Origin of the sequence: Frankia sp. AgPm24, assembly GCF_023243055.1 — a bacterium.
GTDB classification, from domain to species: domain Bacteria; phylum Actinomycetota; class Actinomycetes; order Frankiales; family Frankiaceae; genus Frankia; species Frankia umida.
This window is the reverse complement of sequence record NZ_JALKFW010000199.1, coordinates 16,930-32,017: the sequence shown is the minus strand read 5'-3', so window position 1 is coordinate 32,017 and position 15,088 is coordinate 16,930. Positions and strand designations below refer to the sequence as shown.

Here is a 15,088-nt window from a genome sequence, read left to right as displayed (position 1 = left end):
TGTGACGGCGACAACGGCCCCCGTGCCCCGGAGTGTGAGCGGACGCGTGAAGGGCACGTCCTCGTCCGCCGTGGGCGGTTCGAGTGCCCACGGTCGGCCACCCGCACCGAGCCTGCGTGACCGGCTGTGCCCGCCGATGCCGGGTAACCCGCTGGGCGGCTGGCTGGCCACCCTCTCGGTCGCGGTGCTCGCCGGCATCCTGCGGTTCTGGAACCTCACCCAGCCCCGCGGCGTCTACTTCGACGAGGTCTACTACACCAAGGACGCCGCCGGTCTGCTCAAGGCCGGCTACGAGATCGACTCGAACTCGTGTGTCGGCCCGGCGTTCGTCGTCCATCCACCGTTCGGCAAGTGGCTGATGGCGGCGTCCGAGGGGCTGTTCGGCTACACCAGTTGCGATGGGACGCCGCACGGCAGCCCCGAACTCGGCTGGCGGTTCTCGGCGGCGTTGTTCGGCACCCTGGCGGTGCTGGTGCTGGCCCGCGCGGCCCGTCGGATGTTCCGCTCCACCCTGCTGGGCTGTTTCGCCGGTCTGCTGCTGGCGATGGACGGTCTGGAGTTCGTGCAGAGCCGCATCGGCATCCTCGACATCTTCCTGATGACCGGCATCGTGGTGGCGCTGGCCTGCCTGCTGGCCGACCGGGACCACGGACGGGGCAGACTCGCCGACCGGCTCACCGCCGCCGCGCTGGCCACCGCCACCGCACCCGTGTCCGCCGCCTCGGTCACCTCGGTCACATCGGTCACCTCCGATGCGGCCGCGATATCGGCGGTGCCCGAGGCGGCCACGTCCCAGGGGCTCGACGCCGGGGCGCCGTTGGCTGTCGCCGGGGCCGGGCCGCCGGTGGACGACCGGCGGGCGCGGCTGGGCGAGCTGTACGGCCCGCGGCTGGGCCTCCGGCCGTGGCGGCTGGCGGCCGGGGCGGCGCTGGGTCTGTCGATGGGCGTCAAGTGGAGCGCGCTGTACTCGATCGTGGGGCTGTCCGTGCTGGCGCTGGCCTGGGACATCGGTGCCCGGCGCACGGGCGGTGCTCGCCGGCCCGTCCTCGGGGCGCTGCGGCGGGACCTGCCCGGCTGGCTCGCCGGCTTCGTCGCCGTCCCGATCGTGGTCTTCCTCGCCACCTGGACCGGCTGGTTCGTCACCGACGGCGGGTACTACCGCCACTTCTACGGCAACGGTTTCGTCGATGCCTGGCGTGGCTGGTGGAAGTACCAGATGGCGGTGCTGCACTTCCACGAGGGCCTGCACCAGGGCCACGCCTCCGCGTCGCACCCCATGAGCTGGCTGGTGATGGGCCGGCCGGTGGCGTACTACTGGTCGGCTCCCGCCTACGGGAAGTCCGGCTGCCACGACCCGTCGGGCTGTTCCCGCGAGGTGCTGGCACTGGGCAACCCGGCCATCTGGTGGGTCGGGGTCGCGGGCCTGCTCGCGGTGCTGGCCTGGTGGATCACCCGGCGCGACTGGCGGGCCGCGCTGGTGCTGGTCGGGTTCGGCTCGGCGTTCCTGCCCTGGCTGCTGTTCCCCGCCCGGACGATGTTCTTCTTCTACGCCCTGCCGTGCCTGCCGTTCCTGGTTCTCGGCCTCACCGGCCTCGCTGGCCTGGCACTGGGCCCACGCGGCGCCTCCGACACACGACGCCTCGTCGGCGCGCTGTCGGTCGGGCTCTACACGATCGTGGTGGTGCTGCTTTTCGCGTACTTCTATCCGATCCTCGCGGCCCAGGTGATCCCGTACTCCTCCTGGCGAGCGCGCATGTGGTTTCCCGGCTGGATCTGACCGCCGCACAGCACATCCACATCCATCGTGGATGTGTCTTGTCTCACATGTCGCGACTCGTACGCAATGCGCACACCACGCGCATCCATCCAGTCGCGTGTGGCGATATGGTGGTCAGATCGGCGCCGTTCTCGCACCCTCGGTGATCATTTAAGCTCGGAGCGAGACATTCGCCGGGTTTCGGGGCCGTGACCGCCGCCCTGGATGGAGGGGCCGTCGCACACGGCATGGGCACCATCGGGGATGGTGAGTCGGTCATCATGCCCACGTCCACACGGCGGGTCGGACCCGCGCGTGGATCTCCCTGCGACCTCCGCTCACCGGAGCCGGATGCCGGGGGCAAGAACCTGGAGGAAACAGACCATGGCGGATGTCTCGGTACGCTTCGCGATGACCGACGACAGCGAGATCGTCCTGAACCTGTCGCTGACACAGGCGATCCGGCTCACCGAGGCGATCGCGTCCAAGGTCAGCCAGGCGATGACCGAGCAGCCGCGGGCCGGCATGAACGGCAACGCCTACGGCCCCGGCGTGCGTCCCGGCCCGTACTCCACCTCCTGACAGACACCGCGGCGTCCTGACGCCGTGTCCCGCTGACGCCGCGGCGTCCCCGGCCGCGTCCCGCTCAGCCGCGGTCGGCGGGGCCGCCGGTGAGCTGGGCGATCAGGGCGCGTAGGAGATCGAGGTCGCGGCGGCGACGCTCGGCGGCGGCCGCGGCCGCGGTGGCCTCGTCGGCCGGCCGTCCGGAGCCGACGGCGGGCGCGGGGGTGAGGGCGGCACGGACCCGGCGCAGCTTGTCGCGCAGCGAGTCCAGGGCGGCGGGGGGCAGCAGGCCGTCACGCAGGACGAGAACGACGTGACCGCCGTGCTGGACGACGTCCACCGGCTCGGCCATCGGCACCGTGACGACCCGGACGCCGACGGGTGCCTCCTGGTCGTAGACGAGGCAGAGCTGGGCCTCGTCGAGAACCTCGGCGCTGCCGTCGTCCCACAGGACCGTCGCGCGGGCGCTGATCAGTGGTGCCGCCGCGGGAGACACCTCCACCCGCACGGAACCGGTCTGGTCGCTCGGCGCGCGGCGACCGGCGGGGTGAACAGCGAGCACGGTGCCGCGGCGGGACCAGATACCGCCGCCGAGGTCGTCGATCGGGAAGACCCGGTCCCCACGAGCGAACATCACCAGTGCGGCGGGACCGTCCTCGGCGGTCTGGAGGTGGGCGCCCATGGCGTGATCGTAGGTGCCCCACCAGAGGGGGCGTGCGGCCAGACCCCACGGGAGTGGGCAACGTGATCGGCCTCGATACCGGGAGCCACCCGTGGGCGTGGTCGGCGCCACATCCCTGACCGGCCCGCTGACCATGGACGACGGGCAAATCCACGGTGGCGACGCGACTGGCGTTACCGCGGGTTCACATTGTCGCCGGGGGCGACGCCAGGGTTTACCGACAGGCGTGGGCGAGGGTGCGATGGACGGGTTACCGTCGCGTGGTTGCCCCGAACGCCCCCACCTCCAACACAGCCTGGCTCGGCGCCCGGCTACAGCGCTCGTCCCCCTCACGCCTCGCGGAGTCCCTGAATGGCCCACACCGACTATCCGCCCATCGAGGAGCACGCGGTCATCGGTGACCTGCGCACCGTGGCGCTGGTCGCCACGGACGGCACGATCGACTGGTACTGCCCGCAGCGTTTCGATGCGCCTTCGGTCTTCGCGAGCCTGCTCGACGCCGACCGCGGCGGGTCCTTCCGCATTCACTGCCCGCAGTCACGGGCGAAGCAGCTGTATCTGCCCGACTCGAACGTGCTGATGACCCGTTTTCTCGCACCGCGCGCGGTGGGCGAGGTCGTCGACTTCATGGTGCCGATGGACAGCGACGTCACCGAGACGCCGCACGTCATCGTCCGCCAGGCTCGGGCGGTGCGCGGGACGGCGTCGTTCCGACTGCGCTGCGACCCACGGTTCGACTACGGCCGGGCGGCCCACACGGTGACGCTGGTTCCCGGTTCGGGGGCGGTGTTCGCGTCCACCACGGGGACGCTGGTGCTGCGCACGTCACTGCCGCTGCGCATCGACGGTACGGCCGTGCACGCCGATTTCGACCTGGCCATGGGCGAGACCGCGGACATCATCCTGGAATGGAACGCCTCCATCCGGCCGCTGGCCACCGGCGAGGCCGACGCGCTGTTCAACCGGACGTTGAAGTACTGGCAGTCGTGGATTCGCCGAGGGCGTTACCACGGCCGCTGGCGGGAGATGGTGCTGCGCAGCGCGCTGGTGCTCAAACTGCTCGTCTACCGGCCGACGGGGGCGCTGGTGGCGGCGCCGACGACGTCGCTGCCGGAGGAACTCGGTGGCGTGCGCAACTGGGACTACCGCTACACCTGGATCCGCGACGCCGCGTTCACCACCTACGCGCTCATGGCACTCGGTTTCACCGACGAGTCGGCCGCGTTCATGGACTGGCTGGAGCAGCGCTGCCACGAGGCCCCGAAGGAATCCGGGCTCTACGTGCTGTACAGCGTGGACGGCAACGCCCACCTGGACGAGATCGTGCTGGACCACCTGGCGGGTTACCGCGACTCGAAACCGGTGCGGATCGGCAACGCCGCCGCCGAGCAGTTGCAGCTCGACATCTACGGCGAGCTCATGGACTCGGTGTACCTGTACAACAAGCGGGTGCCGATCTCGTTCGGGCTGTGGGAGGCACTGGGCCGTCAGCTCGACTGGCTCGCGAAACACTGGGACTCACCCGATGAGGGCATCTGGGAGACCCGCGGCGGACGGCAGCGTTTCACCTATTCGGCGCTGATGACCTGGGTGGCGTTCGAACGGGCGTGCCGTATCTCGCGTCAGCGCGGGCTGCCCGGACCGACCAACGACTGGAAGGAACTCGCCGGCCAGGCGTACCGGTTCGTCCAGAACGAGGCCTGGAATCCGACTCGTGGCGCCTACATGGAGTTCCCCGGTTCGCCGCGGCTGGACGCGTCGCTGCTGTGCATGCCGCTGGTGAAGTTCTCCGGGCCGACCGACCCGCGGTTCCTGTCCACCCTCGACCGGTTCGGCGAGGACCTGGTCAGCGACAGCCTGGTCCGCCGCTACGCCGCCGACGGCAGCGACGGGCTGACCGGCGACGAGGGCACCTTCAACCTCTGCTCGTTCTGGTACGTGGAGGCGCTGACCCGCGCCGGACGGGTGGACGACGCCCGGCTGGTCTTCGAGAAGATGCTCACCTACGCCAACCACGTCGGCCTCTACGCCGAGGAGATCGGCCCGTCCGGGGAGGCACTGGGCAACTTCCCGCAGGCCTTCACCCATCTGGCGCTGATCAGCGCCGCGATCAACCTCGACCGCGCGCTGGGCTGACCGCCGCCCCAGGCAGGATGGGAGCCGGCGCGGTGACAGCTCTGGCACCGCGCCCGGCACCGGGCCTGGCACCACGCCCGGCGCCGTGTCCCGCACCGGTCGCGAGCACGACAGGACCACATCGGCGCATCCGACGTCCACAGACGGGTCGGTGCGACGAGGATAGGGCGATGGCCGGCAGGTGACCGCAATCGGCCAGGTGGACGAGGACCAGGCAGGGGCGCGGACGGGGGCTGGCCGGGAATCCGGCGGGCCGCGGCAGGACGGCTGGCACGTGGCGAGGATCGCCGCGCGGCGTGGACGTGGGGACGAGAGGCGAGTCATGGCGGGTCTGGACCATTTCCGGGTGGTCGTCGAGTCCGGGCGCACCGAGAGGACCGGAGTGGTCGTGCGACTGCCCGGGGCGCTGGTCGTCGCCCGGGTCGACCAACCCGAGACCGCGGAGATCACCACCCGGTTGCTGGGGCTGTGCGCCGAGGTGGCCGCCGAGGTCGGCACGTCCGAGGCCACGATGGGCAGGCGCCTGGTGCGCCGGGTCGCCGGGGTCCTGGCCGACGCCGACCCCGAGCGGGTACCCGACTTCAGCCTGCTGACCACCGTCAACGACCGGGTCGCGGCACTCGTGCACGGCGCGATGGACGTCGTGGTCAGTGGCCCGTCCGGGCTGACCCTTTCGGGGGTCGACTCGGCCACCTGGGTCGACCGGCTGCTGCCCGCCGACTGCCAGCGCATCGACGTGGCGCCGACCGGTCTGGTCGACACGCGCGCCGGGGATGCCGGCGGCCTCGACTTTCCGCTGGACCTGCGCCTGGGCACGGTGGCGGGGGTCGGGGTGAGCCTGCTGCTCAGCGACGCACCGGCGATACCGATCTCCAAGTCGTCGGCGGACCGCATGCTCGCAGCCTTCGATCCGTCCCAGGATCCGAAGACCGGCGCGGCCCCCGTTCCCGCCTCCGGCGCCCGCGTCCCCGACCCGTCGCTGACCACGCCGCCGGCGCTGGCCCCCCTGCTCAGCCAGGAGGAGGAAGCCCACCGCCGGCGCGCCGCCGCCGAGCCCACCCAGGCCGCCGACCTCGACGAACTCGATGAACTCGACCCGGACCCGGCGACCGAACTCGCCGGCCGGGACCTCTACGGCGAGGCGCTGGGCCGCTCCGGTCACGACCCCAGCCCCAACGGCCAGCTCGGCACCGACCACGGCGCCGCCGGTTACGGCCACGGCGCCGCCGCCGGCCCCGGCGGGCCCGGCGCCGCTGGCCCCGTCTACGGCCACGACGCCGGCGGGGCCGCCTACGGCCACGACGGCGGCGCTCCCGGCTACCGCCATGACGGTGGCGGCCAGGGCTTCGGCCATGACGCCGGCGGCCCCGGTTTCGGCCCTGGACCCGGCGGGTCCGGGTACGGCCCGGGCGGCGGGGCCATGGGGCAGCAGGAGCCGCTCACCGACGACCTCACCGATGACGAGCACGACGCGCTCACCCAGCTTCCCGGGCAGACCTTCACCGTCTCGGACCTCATCGAGGACGACGAGGCGGCCACGATGCTGCCGAACAGCTCCAAGCCCCAGGTCGAGGGCGTGCTGTGCCCGAACGGCCACTTCAACCATCCACAGTCGCCGTACTGCGTCGAGTGCGGGCAGTCGCTGGCCCAGCAGGCCGGACACACCGTGTGGGGTCCACGCCCACCGATCGGCATCCTCGTCTTCGACGACGGGATGACGCTGCCCGTCGACATGGATCTGGTCATCGGCCGTCAGCCGGACCGCGACGACGCCGTGCGCGCCGGTACCGCCCGGGCTCTGCCCGTCGAGGACGGCGAGAGCGCGATCTCCCGCGTCCACGCCATCATCACGCTCACCGGCTGGGACGCGGTGATCACCGACCAGGGATCGGCGAACGGTACCTACATCGCGCCCCCGGAGGCGACCGTCTGGACCCCCCTGAACCCCCATCAGGAGGCCCCGCTGACCCCCGGCACCCGTGTCCAGGTCGGCAAGCGCACCTTCGTGTTCAACTCCAACCTGCACCCCTGACCGTCCGGCGGGCCGCCTCGAACCGGGCGGTGGACGGGGGTGGCGCGCAAAAGGTCGGCACCTACGTCAGACTTGACGAACGATGAGCGATACAGACCCGCGCGCCGGGGTCGGTCTGCCCACCCCGGCCGCCACCGTAGAGGCACGTACCGGCGACCCCGGCGTCGACGACCGCGGCGCCACCAGCAGCACCGATCCCCGCCCCGACTCCGGTCAGAACACTCCCACCGCACCGGATGCCGACGGCCGTGAACCCGGTGGCCGGGTCGGTGAAGGCCATGCCGGTGAAGGCCGGGCCGGTGAAGGCCGGGCCGGTGAAGGCCGCGACGATGACGGCCGTGCCGGCGACGGCCGGCGTCGGCACGGGCGGTCAGCGTTGTGGTGGACGCCGGTGGTGCTCGTCGTGGTCGCGGCGCTGCTCGCCGCGGGCGCCGCGATCGGCGGCCTGATCGACCGGTCCCCGGGGGAGAACTCGGTGGATGTCGGGTTCGCCCGGGACATGTCCGAACATCATTCCCAGGCCGTCCAGATGGCGATGATCGAGTTCAGTCGTGGCGCCGACGCGACCAGCCGCAGCGTGGCGCAGGACATCGCGCTCACCCAGCAACGCGAGATCGGTGTCATGTCCACCTGGCTGTCCGGCTGGGGCCGCACCCAGTCCAACACCGGCGCCGCGATGCGCTGGATGGGCGCCACCTCGACCGAAGGCTCGTCCACCCACGACATGGACGGCATGGCCGACATGAACGGCTCGGGCTCCGCTGACGACAGCGCACGGATGCCGGGGATGGCGACGCCGGCGCAACTGCGCCAACTCGCCACCCTGCGCGGGCGCGACCTTGACGTGCTGTTCCTCACCCTGATGATCCATCATCATCGTGGCGGGCTCGCGATGGCGCAGTACGCCTCCCAACACGGCGAGCAGGACCGCACCCGCGGCGTGGCCCGGGCGATGGTGCTCAATCAGTCCGTCGAGATCGACCAGATGCAGCAGGACCTCGTCCGCCTCGGCGCACCCCGAGCCTGACCCGTGCCGTGTTCGGGCGTCCCGCACGCCACCCGGACACCGATTCTGACTACTCGAGGTTCGTTGCCATGCCTTCTGCCGCCCTGTCGGCCGTACCCGGCGTCACTGTGACCGTCGCCGCATGACCGAGATCTCCGCTCGCACCGGCGCCGACCGCACCGAAGCCGACACCAGCACCAACCCCGACGCCAGCACCAACCCCGACGCCGACCCGACCGGTGTCGCCGCGCCGTCCACCGGCGGGCCGGGTGGTCGTGGGTGGGCGGTCGGGCGCTGGCTTGGCGCGCGCTGGCCGGGGCGGCGTCAGGTGCGGGTGGAACTGCTGGCGGGGCTGGTGACCGCGCTCGCGCTGATTCCGGAGACGATCTCGTTCTCGGTGGTGGCCGGGGTCGATCCGCGGATCGGGTTGTTCGCGTCGTTCACCATCTCGATGGTCATCGCCTTCACGGGCGGACGGCCCGCGATGATCTCGGCGGCGGCCGGGTCGATGGCCCTGGTGGCCGCGCCGCTGGTCCGGGAGCACGGCGTGCAGTACCTGATCGCCACGACGATCGGCGTCGGCCTGCTGATGTTCGTACTGGGGCTGCTCGGCGTCGCGCGGCTGATGCGCTTCATTCCACGGACCGTCATGATCGGATTCGTCAACGCCCTGGCCATCCTGATCTTCACGGCCCAGCTGCCGCACGTCGTCGGCCGGTCGTGGACGGTGTACGCGCTGGTGGCGGCGGGGTTGGCCATCCTGCTCACGATGGGACGGCTGACCCGTGCCATCCCGGCGCCGCTGGTCGCGGTGGCACTGCTGACCTTCGTGACGGTCTGCTTCCATCTGTCCGTCCCGACGGTCGGGGACGAGGGGCGGCTGCCGTCGTCACTGCCGCGACCGGGCCTGCCGAACGTGCCGGTGGACTGGGAGACGCTGCGGATCGTCGCGCCGTACGTCCTGGCGCTCACGGCCGTCGGGTTGCTGGAGACGCTGCTGACCGCGCAGATCGTCGACCGGATGACCGCCACCACCCACAACCCCGACCGGGAGAGCTGGGGTCTGGGCGTCGCGAACATCGTCAACGGGTTCTTCGGCGGCATGGGTGGCTGCGCGATGATCGGCCAGACGATCGTCAACGTCAACGCCGGTGGACGTGGCCGGCTCTCGACGTTCGCCGCGGGCGGGTTCCTGTTGCTGCTGGTCGTGCCGCTGCGCGACCTGGTGTGCCACATCCCGATGTCGGCGCTGGCCGCGGTGATGATGCTGGTCGCGGTGATGACCTTCGAGTGGCGCAGCATCGCGCCGTCCACGCTGCGGCGGCTGCCGCGCGAGGAGACGCTGGTGATGGTCGTGACGGTCGCGGTGGTCGTACCGACCCACAACCTGGCCTACGGCGTGGTCGTCGGCGTGGTCCTCTCGGCGTTGCTGTTCACCCGGCGGGCCGCCCGGCTGGCCACGGTCACCAGCGTGCTCGACCCGCACGGCGGCGAGCGGATCTACGTGGTCCGCGGTTCGCTGTTCTTCGCCTCGACGGCCGACCTGGTCGAGGCGTTCGACTACGCGCAGGATCCGCCTCGCGTGGTCGTGGACCTCGCCGCGGCGGACGTGCTCGACTCTGCGGCGGTCGCCGCGCTCGACGACGTCCGGACGAAATACCGCGAGCGGGGCGTGGAGGTCAGCCTGGTCGGCCTGAGCCCGGCCGGCGCCGCCCTGGTCAAGGGACTGTCGAAGGTCAATTGACGGCCAATACCGCCCCACTGTGAATACACTCCGCCATCAGGTGTTCACAATGAGGATGGTGGCGGGATGGGCGAGAAGGGGCTCACCGGCGGGCTGGTCGACTTTGCCCGCCGCCAGCCGGGCATGGTCGTCCTCGTCCTTGTGCTTGCCGGGTTGTACCTGTCGAAGGCCGGCACGGGCGACAACCACCGGGCGGTGATCGTGGCGAACGTCGACCTGCCGGCACCGTCACTGGTCACCCACAACCGCACGACCTACGCCGTCGGGGTCGACCCGCGGGCCCCCGACGCGATCCAGCTGCTGTCCAGCCGCGACCGGCACACCTGGACGGTCCACCCGAACGCCCTGGCGGCGCCGCCCAGCTGGGCGGATCCCAGCGGCGGTCTGGGCCCGGCCGCGATCGGCGTGTTCGACGGATCGTTCGTCCTCTACTACACCGCCACCGTGCGGGGACTCGGCCTGCGCTGCGTCTCGGCGGCGACCTCGAAGCATCTCGACGAGCCTTTCGAGGACACCTCACTCGCCCCCTTCGTCTGCCAGACCGCCGAGGGTGGCAGCACCGACCCGAGCCCCTACGTCGACGCCGCCGGACGGCCCTACCTGGCCTGGAGCAGTCCCGGCCAGGCCGGCGGGAGCGGCCCGGCGCTGTGGGCCCAGCCGCTGCGCTCGGACGGCCTGGTGCTCACCGGCGACCCTGCCGTCCTGCTGCGCCCGAGCCTGCCCTGGCAGGACGGCAGGGTGGCGTCCCCCTCCCTGCTCGAGGACGACGGGCACTACCACCTCGTGTACTCGGCGGCGCCGGAACTCAACGACCGCCAGGTGGTCGCGGACGCCTCCTGCCGCACCCCGCTGGGCCCCTGCCAGCCCACCGACCGTCCGCTGCTCACCGGCTCCCTGGCCGGCTCCGGCCCCGGCGGCGCCCATGCCTTCGCCGACACCCGCCACCACTGGTGGCTGGGCCTGCACACCTGGGATTCGCCCCCCACCGGCGCCTACACCCCCGTGGGCCAGTTCGTCGTCGTCCCCCTCCAGCTCCACGACAACAAACTCAAGATCGATATCACCTCCACGGCCCACGGCACCCTGCGCACCCCCACCCGCCGCGACCACGACGACACCGACTCCGACGACACCGACTCCGACGACACCGACGGCACCGAGCACCGCCGGTTCGACTTCAACCGCGAGAACCGCGACGCGCAGGACCTCGACCGCAACTGACCGACACGTCCATGATCCGGGGCACGCCGCAGACGGCGAGGCGTGGTCGCTGAGCACGGGAGAAATCGGCTCAGCGACCACGCCTCGACAGATGGGCGCCGCCGGATCACGACGACGCGGTGGCAGCTCTCAGGCCGAGCTGCCGGGGGCAGCGGTGGCGCTGGCAACGGGTTCGGCGGTGGAACCGGCGGCGGCCGAGGCGGGGCCGGTGGCGGCGGGCTCGGTGGCCGCGGGGTCGGCGTGCCCGGGGGTGCGCGGGGTCTGGGCGGGGATGCCGTGTTCGCGTTCGAGCGCGATCTCCTCGGCGTCGGGGATGCGGGGTTCGGGGCGGGTCAGCGCCCAGATCCCGCAGACGACCGCGAGGAACAGGTAGCCCAGGGCGACCTGGCCACCCCCGGCGTTCCACTCGACCTTCTCGGCGTGGATGAGGCCGATGAACGCCAGTCCCGCCCCGGCCACGGAGGCGATCGTCGCCGAGATGAACCGTTTGTCGATGATGAACGCGACGATCGAGCCGAGCACCAGACCGGCGAGCACCGCGCCGTCCCCGAGCAGATGCAGGCCATGCAGCAGAACGCTGTTGCCCTCGAGATCGGCGTCGGTGACGGTCAGTTTCACCGCGGGATCGAGGTTCGCCGCGACGCCGACCGCGGTCGTCACCGTGTTGTCGATCAACCCTGCGGCCCAGGAGGCGATGTTCGGGATGATCGCCGCGATCACCGCCGCGCCGTGCGCCTTCGGGGAGACCTGGAAGGCCTGGGCGCCGATGAGCAGTCCGATGTAGAGCAGGATCGGCACGATCGCCGGTAGCGGCAGCACCGCGCCCAGCAGGCCGAACATGCCACAGAAGCACAGCAGCGCGATCACCCCGCCGGTGGCCAGCGAGTAGCCGGTGCGACCGCCGGCGGACTTCCAGCCGGGGTGACCGATGTAGACCGCGGGCGGGAACGGCGAGCCGAGCGCGGAGCCGACGATCGCGCCAAGACCGTCCGCGAGCAGGATCGGGCGCAGGTTGTAGTTGTCCCCGGCGGACGCGGCGCTCTCCACGTTCGTCATGCCCTCGGTGAAGTTGTAGACGCCGAGCGGGATCGCGGTGGCCAGCAGGGGCGAGATGTCGCGCAGACCGTCGAGGAGCCGGTCGAAGTGGAACGTCGGCAGCGACAGCGCGATGTCCTTCGCCGCCTCGGAGACGGCCGGGGTGTCCATGAACCCGCCGATCCAGCCGATCGCCGTGCCCACGGCCAGCGCGACCGCGCCGATCGGCAGGTTCCACGGCAGCTTCAGGTCGGTGAGCAGCCCGACCAGCAGCAGGCCGAACACGGGCAGCGCGATCCAGGCCGCGTCCCACATCTGGGCGGCGGGACGCATCGAGATGAACGCGATCGAGATGCCGGCCAGCGTGCCGAGCATCGCGGCGCGCGGGGCGTACCTGCGGATCGTCGGGCCGACGAACGCGCCGATCACGACGATGATCCCGATGATGAACGCCCAGGCCAGGCCCGCCTGCCAGGCCTGCATCGGGTTCTTCGTCTTCAGGTAGATCGGCAGCATGATCACGAAGACGACGATGAACATGTGCGGAACGCTCGGCCCGTACGGCATGGCCGTGACATCGTCACGGCCCTCCTTCGCCGCCAGCCGCCGGCCGAGGTAGGCATAGAACAGGTTGCCGATCAGCATCGCGATGCCGAGCGCCGGCAGGATCGCGCCGAACACCTCGTCCTTCGGGATGTTGACGACGAACAGGCACAGCGAGGTCAGGACGATCACGTTGACCAGCACGTTGATACCGAGGCCGAAGAAGGCGTTGGTGTCGCCCCTCGTCCAGTAGGGCAGGCTGGGCGCCGAGGAGCCCGCGGCCGACGGCTGCGCCGACCGGTTTCCGATCTTGATCATGTGACGAGGACCCGTCCTGTCTCAGGAAGCCGTGGAGGCGGCAGCGGCGGTGGCGGTGGCGGTGGCGAGCAGGGGTTCGAGGGCGGCCAGGAACGCCGGCGACGGGGCGACCCAGCCGAAGATGCCGCCCTGGGCCGCGACCATCTCGAGGGCGACCCGCTGGAAGTCGGGGAAGTAGGAACCGACGCAGTCGCTGAGCACCAGGCACTCGTAGCCGCGGTCGTTGGCCTCGCGGACGGTGGTGTGCACGCAGACCTCGGTCGTCACACCGGTGACGACGAGGCTGGTGATGCCCTTCGCGCGCAGCACGTCCCCGAACGCGGTGGCGTAGAAGGCGCCCTTGCCGGGTTTGTCGATGACGGTCTCGCCGTCGATCGGCGCCAGCTCGTCGATGATGTCCTGGCCGTACTCACCCCGGATGAGGATGCGGCCCTTGGGTCCGACGTCGCCGATGCGCAGGGTGGCGTTGCCGCGGTGCAGCTTCGCCGCAGGCAGGTCGGACAGGTCGGGCAGGTGACCCTCGCGGGTGTGGATGACGGTCAGCCCGGCGGCACGCGCGGCCGCCAGCACCGCCCGCAGCGGCTCGATCGTGCCGCGTAGCTGGCCGACGTCGTTGCCGAGGCTCTCCCCGAAACCGCCCGGCTCGAGGAAGTCGCGCTGCATGTCGATGAGCACGAGCGCGGTGGTCGCGGGGTCGAAGGCGAAGTCGTAGGGTCGGGCGCCCACCGTCAGCGGCGTGCCCACGGGGCCGGTCGGGGTTTCGGTCGGAGTCGATGCGGTGTCGGTCATGCCAGCTCTCGCCATCCCGGGTCCTCTGGTGCGGGTCCTCGTGTCTGGAGATGAGGGTCAGCGGGGGTCGTTTCGGCCCACCGCCCGGCACGTAACACACCCATGAACTCTGTATCCAGTTTCGTATCCGATGCCGTATACAGTGCCGGATACGAACGGTTTCCCATTCGTTTGGGATGGTTTGTGCAGGCAGGGGTACTGGCGGGTAGGTGGCCTATGCCACTTGCGACCCGCGCCTTGGGCGCGAGAGGTCGACATTCGTTCGGTGGGGCCCGTGTCTGGCGGTCCCGTCGAACCGCGGCTCGGCGGTCACCGACGAGAGGATGCGATGTGGTTGCTCAGCCGGGTCTGACCGGCCAGTCCCGACCGGGCGGCCGGGCGGTGGCCGAACCCGATGCGGCCACGCCGCTGATCAACGCGGCGACACCGGGTCGGTTCACGCTGGCGCAGCTGCTGACGGTGCTGGACGTGCGCGGGGATGTGCCGCCGGTCCCGGTGCGCTCGCTGCGCAGCCCGCACGGCGGTGTCCTGGGCGCGCAGCAGCTCGGTCAGCAGATCGTGCTGGCGGAGCGCCTGACCCCCGGCAAGACGGTGCATTCGCTGCACACGGTCTTCTCCCGGCCCGGTGACTGCGAGCTCCCGATGTGGATCGACGTGGAGCACCTGGCGCACGGCCGGTCGGTGGGGGCGCTGGCACTGTCGGTCCGGCAGCACTCGCAGGCACTGTCGCGGACGAACATCATGCTGCGCGCCCCCGAGCCGGACCTCGGCCGGTTCACGCCGACGACGGTGATGCCCGCGGGCCCCGAGACCGCGGTGGACCTTCCCATTCGGCTGATCCCGTGGGAGGCGCGGCTGCTCCCCCAGCGTGCCGAGTTCCAGCTGGAGCACTGGGTGCGTGCCGCCGACGCGGGCGATGACCCCACGCTCTGGCGGGCACTGATCGCGCACGCCTGCGAGTTCATGCCGTTGGACGACATCGCGCGGCTGTCCGGCATGGTCACGCCGACGGGCGAGATCATGCCGGACACCACCGCGCTGGTCCTGTCGATCACAGTGACGTACTTCGCCGAGCTGGACGTGCGGGAGTGGCTGCTCTACCGGGTGAGCGCCCTGAGCATCGCGGGCGGACGCACCACCAGCCGGGTCGAGATCCTCACCCGCGCCGGCGAGCTACGCGCCGAGGCCTCCGTCGTCGGCATCCTCCGCCGACGCCACTGACCCGCTGACCCGCTGACCCACCGGACCCGCTGGCCCGGCGG

The 15,088-nt window shown here is 71.3% G+C and carries 11 protein-coding genes; 8 read left to right on the top strand and 3 right to left on the bottom strand.

Features of this window, described 5'->3' with window-relative positions; genetic code table 11:
- Positions 1–136: 136 nt before the first annotated feature.
- A complete protein-coding gene (locus tag MXD61_RS16765) occupies positions 137–1,777 on the top strand; it encodes a phospholipid carrier-dependent glycosyltransferase (protein WP_251080100.1) in 1,641 nt (546 codons plus the stop codon).
- A gap of 363 nt (positions 1,778–2,140) precedes the next feature.
- Complete coding sequence (locus MXD61_RS16760; RefSeq protein WP_006541195.1) at positions 2,141–2,338, top strand: hypothetical protein; 198 nt, start codon at positions 2,141–2,143, stop codon at positions 2,336–2,338.
- A 64-nt stretch (positions 2,339–2,402) separates the two neighbouring features.
- Here the strand turns inward: MXD61_RS16760 and MXD61_RS16755 are convergent, their stop codons facing one another.
- Positions 2,403–3,002, bottom strand: coding sequence for a hypothetical protein (locus MXD61_RS16755; protein WP_248814310.1), 600 nt, complete (start codon positions 3,000–3,002; stop codon positions 2,403–2,405).
- Between the two features lie 351 nt (positions 3,003–3,353).
- Between MXD61_RS16755 and MXD61_RS16750 the strand changes: the two genes are divergently transcribed.
- From MXD61_RS16750 to MXD61_RS16730, 5 genes are all read left to right on the top strand, one after another.
- Positions 3,354–5,138 carry a glycoside hydrolase family 15 protein gene (locus tag MXD61_RS16750; protein WP_248814309.1) on the top strand — a complete coding sequence of 595 codons (1,785 nt, stop codon included), beginning with the start codon at positions 3,354–3,356 and terminating at the stop codon, positions 5,136–5,138.
- Between the two features lie 322 nt (positions 5,139–5,460).
- Entirely contained in the window at positions 5,461–7,170 is a 1,710-nt protein-coding gene (locus MXD61_RS16745; protein WP_248814308.1) for an FHA domain-containing protein, read from the top strand.
- A gap of 82 nt (positions 7,171–7,252) precedes the next feature.
- Positions 7,253–8,197: a DUF305 domain-containing protein gene (locus MXD61_RS16740; RefSeq protein WP_248814307.1), complete on the top strand. Its 945-nt coding sequence runs from the start codon at positions 7,253–7,255 to the stop codon at positions 8,195–8,197.
- Between the two features lie 121 nt (positions 8,198–8,318).
- Positions 8,319–9,920: a SulP family inorganic anion transporter gene (locus MXD61_RS16735; protein ID WP_248814305.1), complete on the top strand. Its 1,602-nt coding sequence runs from the start codon at positions 8,319–8,321 to the stop codon at positions 9,918–9,920.
- Between the two features lie 66 nt (positions 9,921–9,986).
- Positions 9,987–11,141 carry a family 43 glycosylhydrolase gene (locus MXD61_RS16730; RefSeq protein ID WP_285223298.1) on the top strand — a complete coding sequence of 385 codons (1,155 nt, stop codon included), beginning with the start codon at positions 9,987–9,989 and terminating at the stop codon, positions 11,139–11,141.
- Positions 11,142–11,270: 129 nt separating this feature from the next.
- Here the strand turns inward: MXD61_RS16730 and MXD61_RS16725 are convergent, their stop codons facing one another.
- Both MXD61_RS16725 and MXD61_RS16720 read right to left on the bottom strand, forming a co-directional pair.
- Positions 11,271–13,037: a regulator gene (locus MXD61_RS16725; RefSeq protein WP_248814303.1), complete on the bottom strand. Its 1,767-nt coding sequence runs from the start codon at positions 13,035–13,037 to the stop codon at positions 11,271–11,273.
- Between the two features lie 21 nt (positions 13,038–13,058).
- Positions 13,059–13,826 (bottom strand): cysteine hydrolase family protein, encoded by a 768-nt coding sequence (locus MXD61_RS16720; protein ID WP_248814301.1) that lies wholly within the window; start codon positions 13,824–13,826, stop codon positions 13,059–13,061.
- 330 nt (positions 13,827–14,156) lie between these two features.
- Between MXD61_RS16720 and MXD61_RS16715 the strand changes: the two genes are divergently transcribed.
- The gene (locus MXD61_RS16715; RefSeq protein WP_248814299.1) at positions 14,157–15,047 is read left to right on the top strand and encodes an acyl-CoA thioesterase domain-containing protein; all 891 of its coding nucleotides are present in this window, start codon (positions 14,157–14,159) and stop codon (positions 15,045–15,047) included.
- Positions 15,048–15,088: the final 41 nt, after the last annotated feature.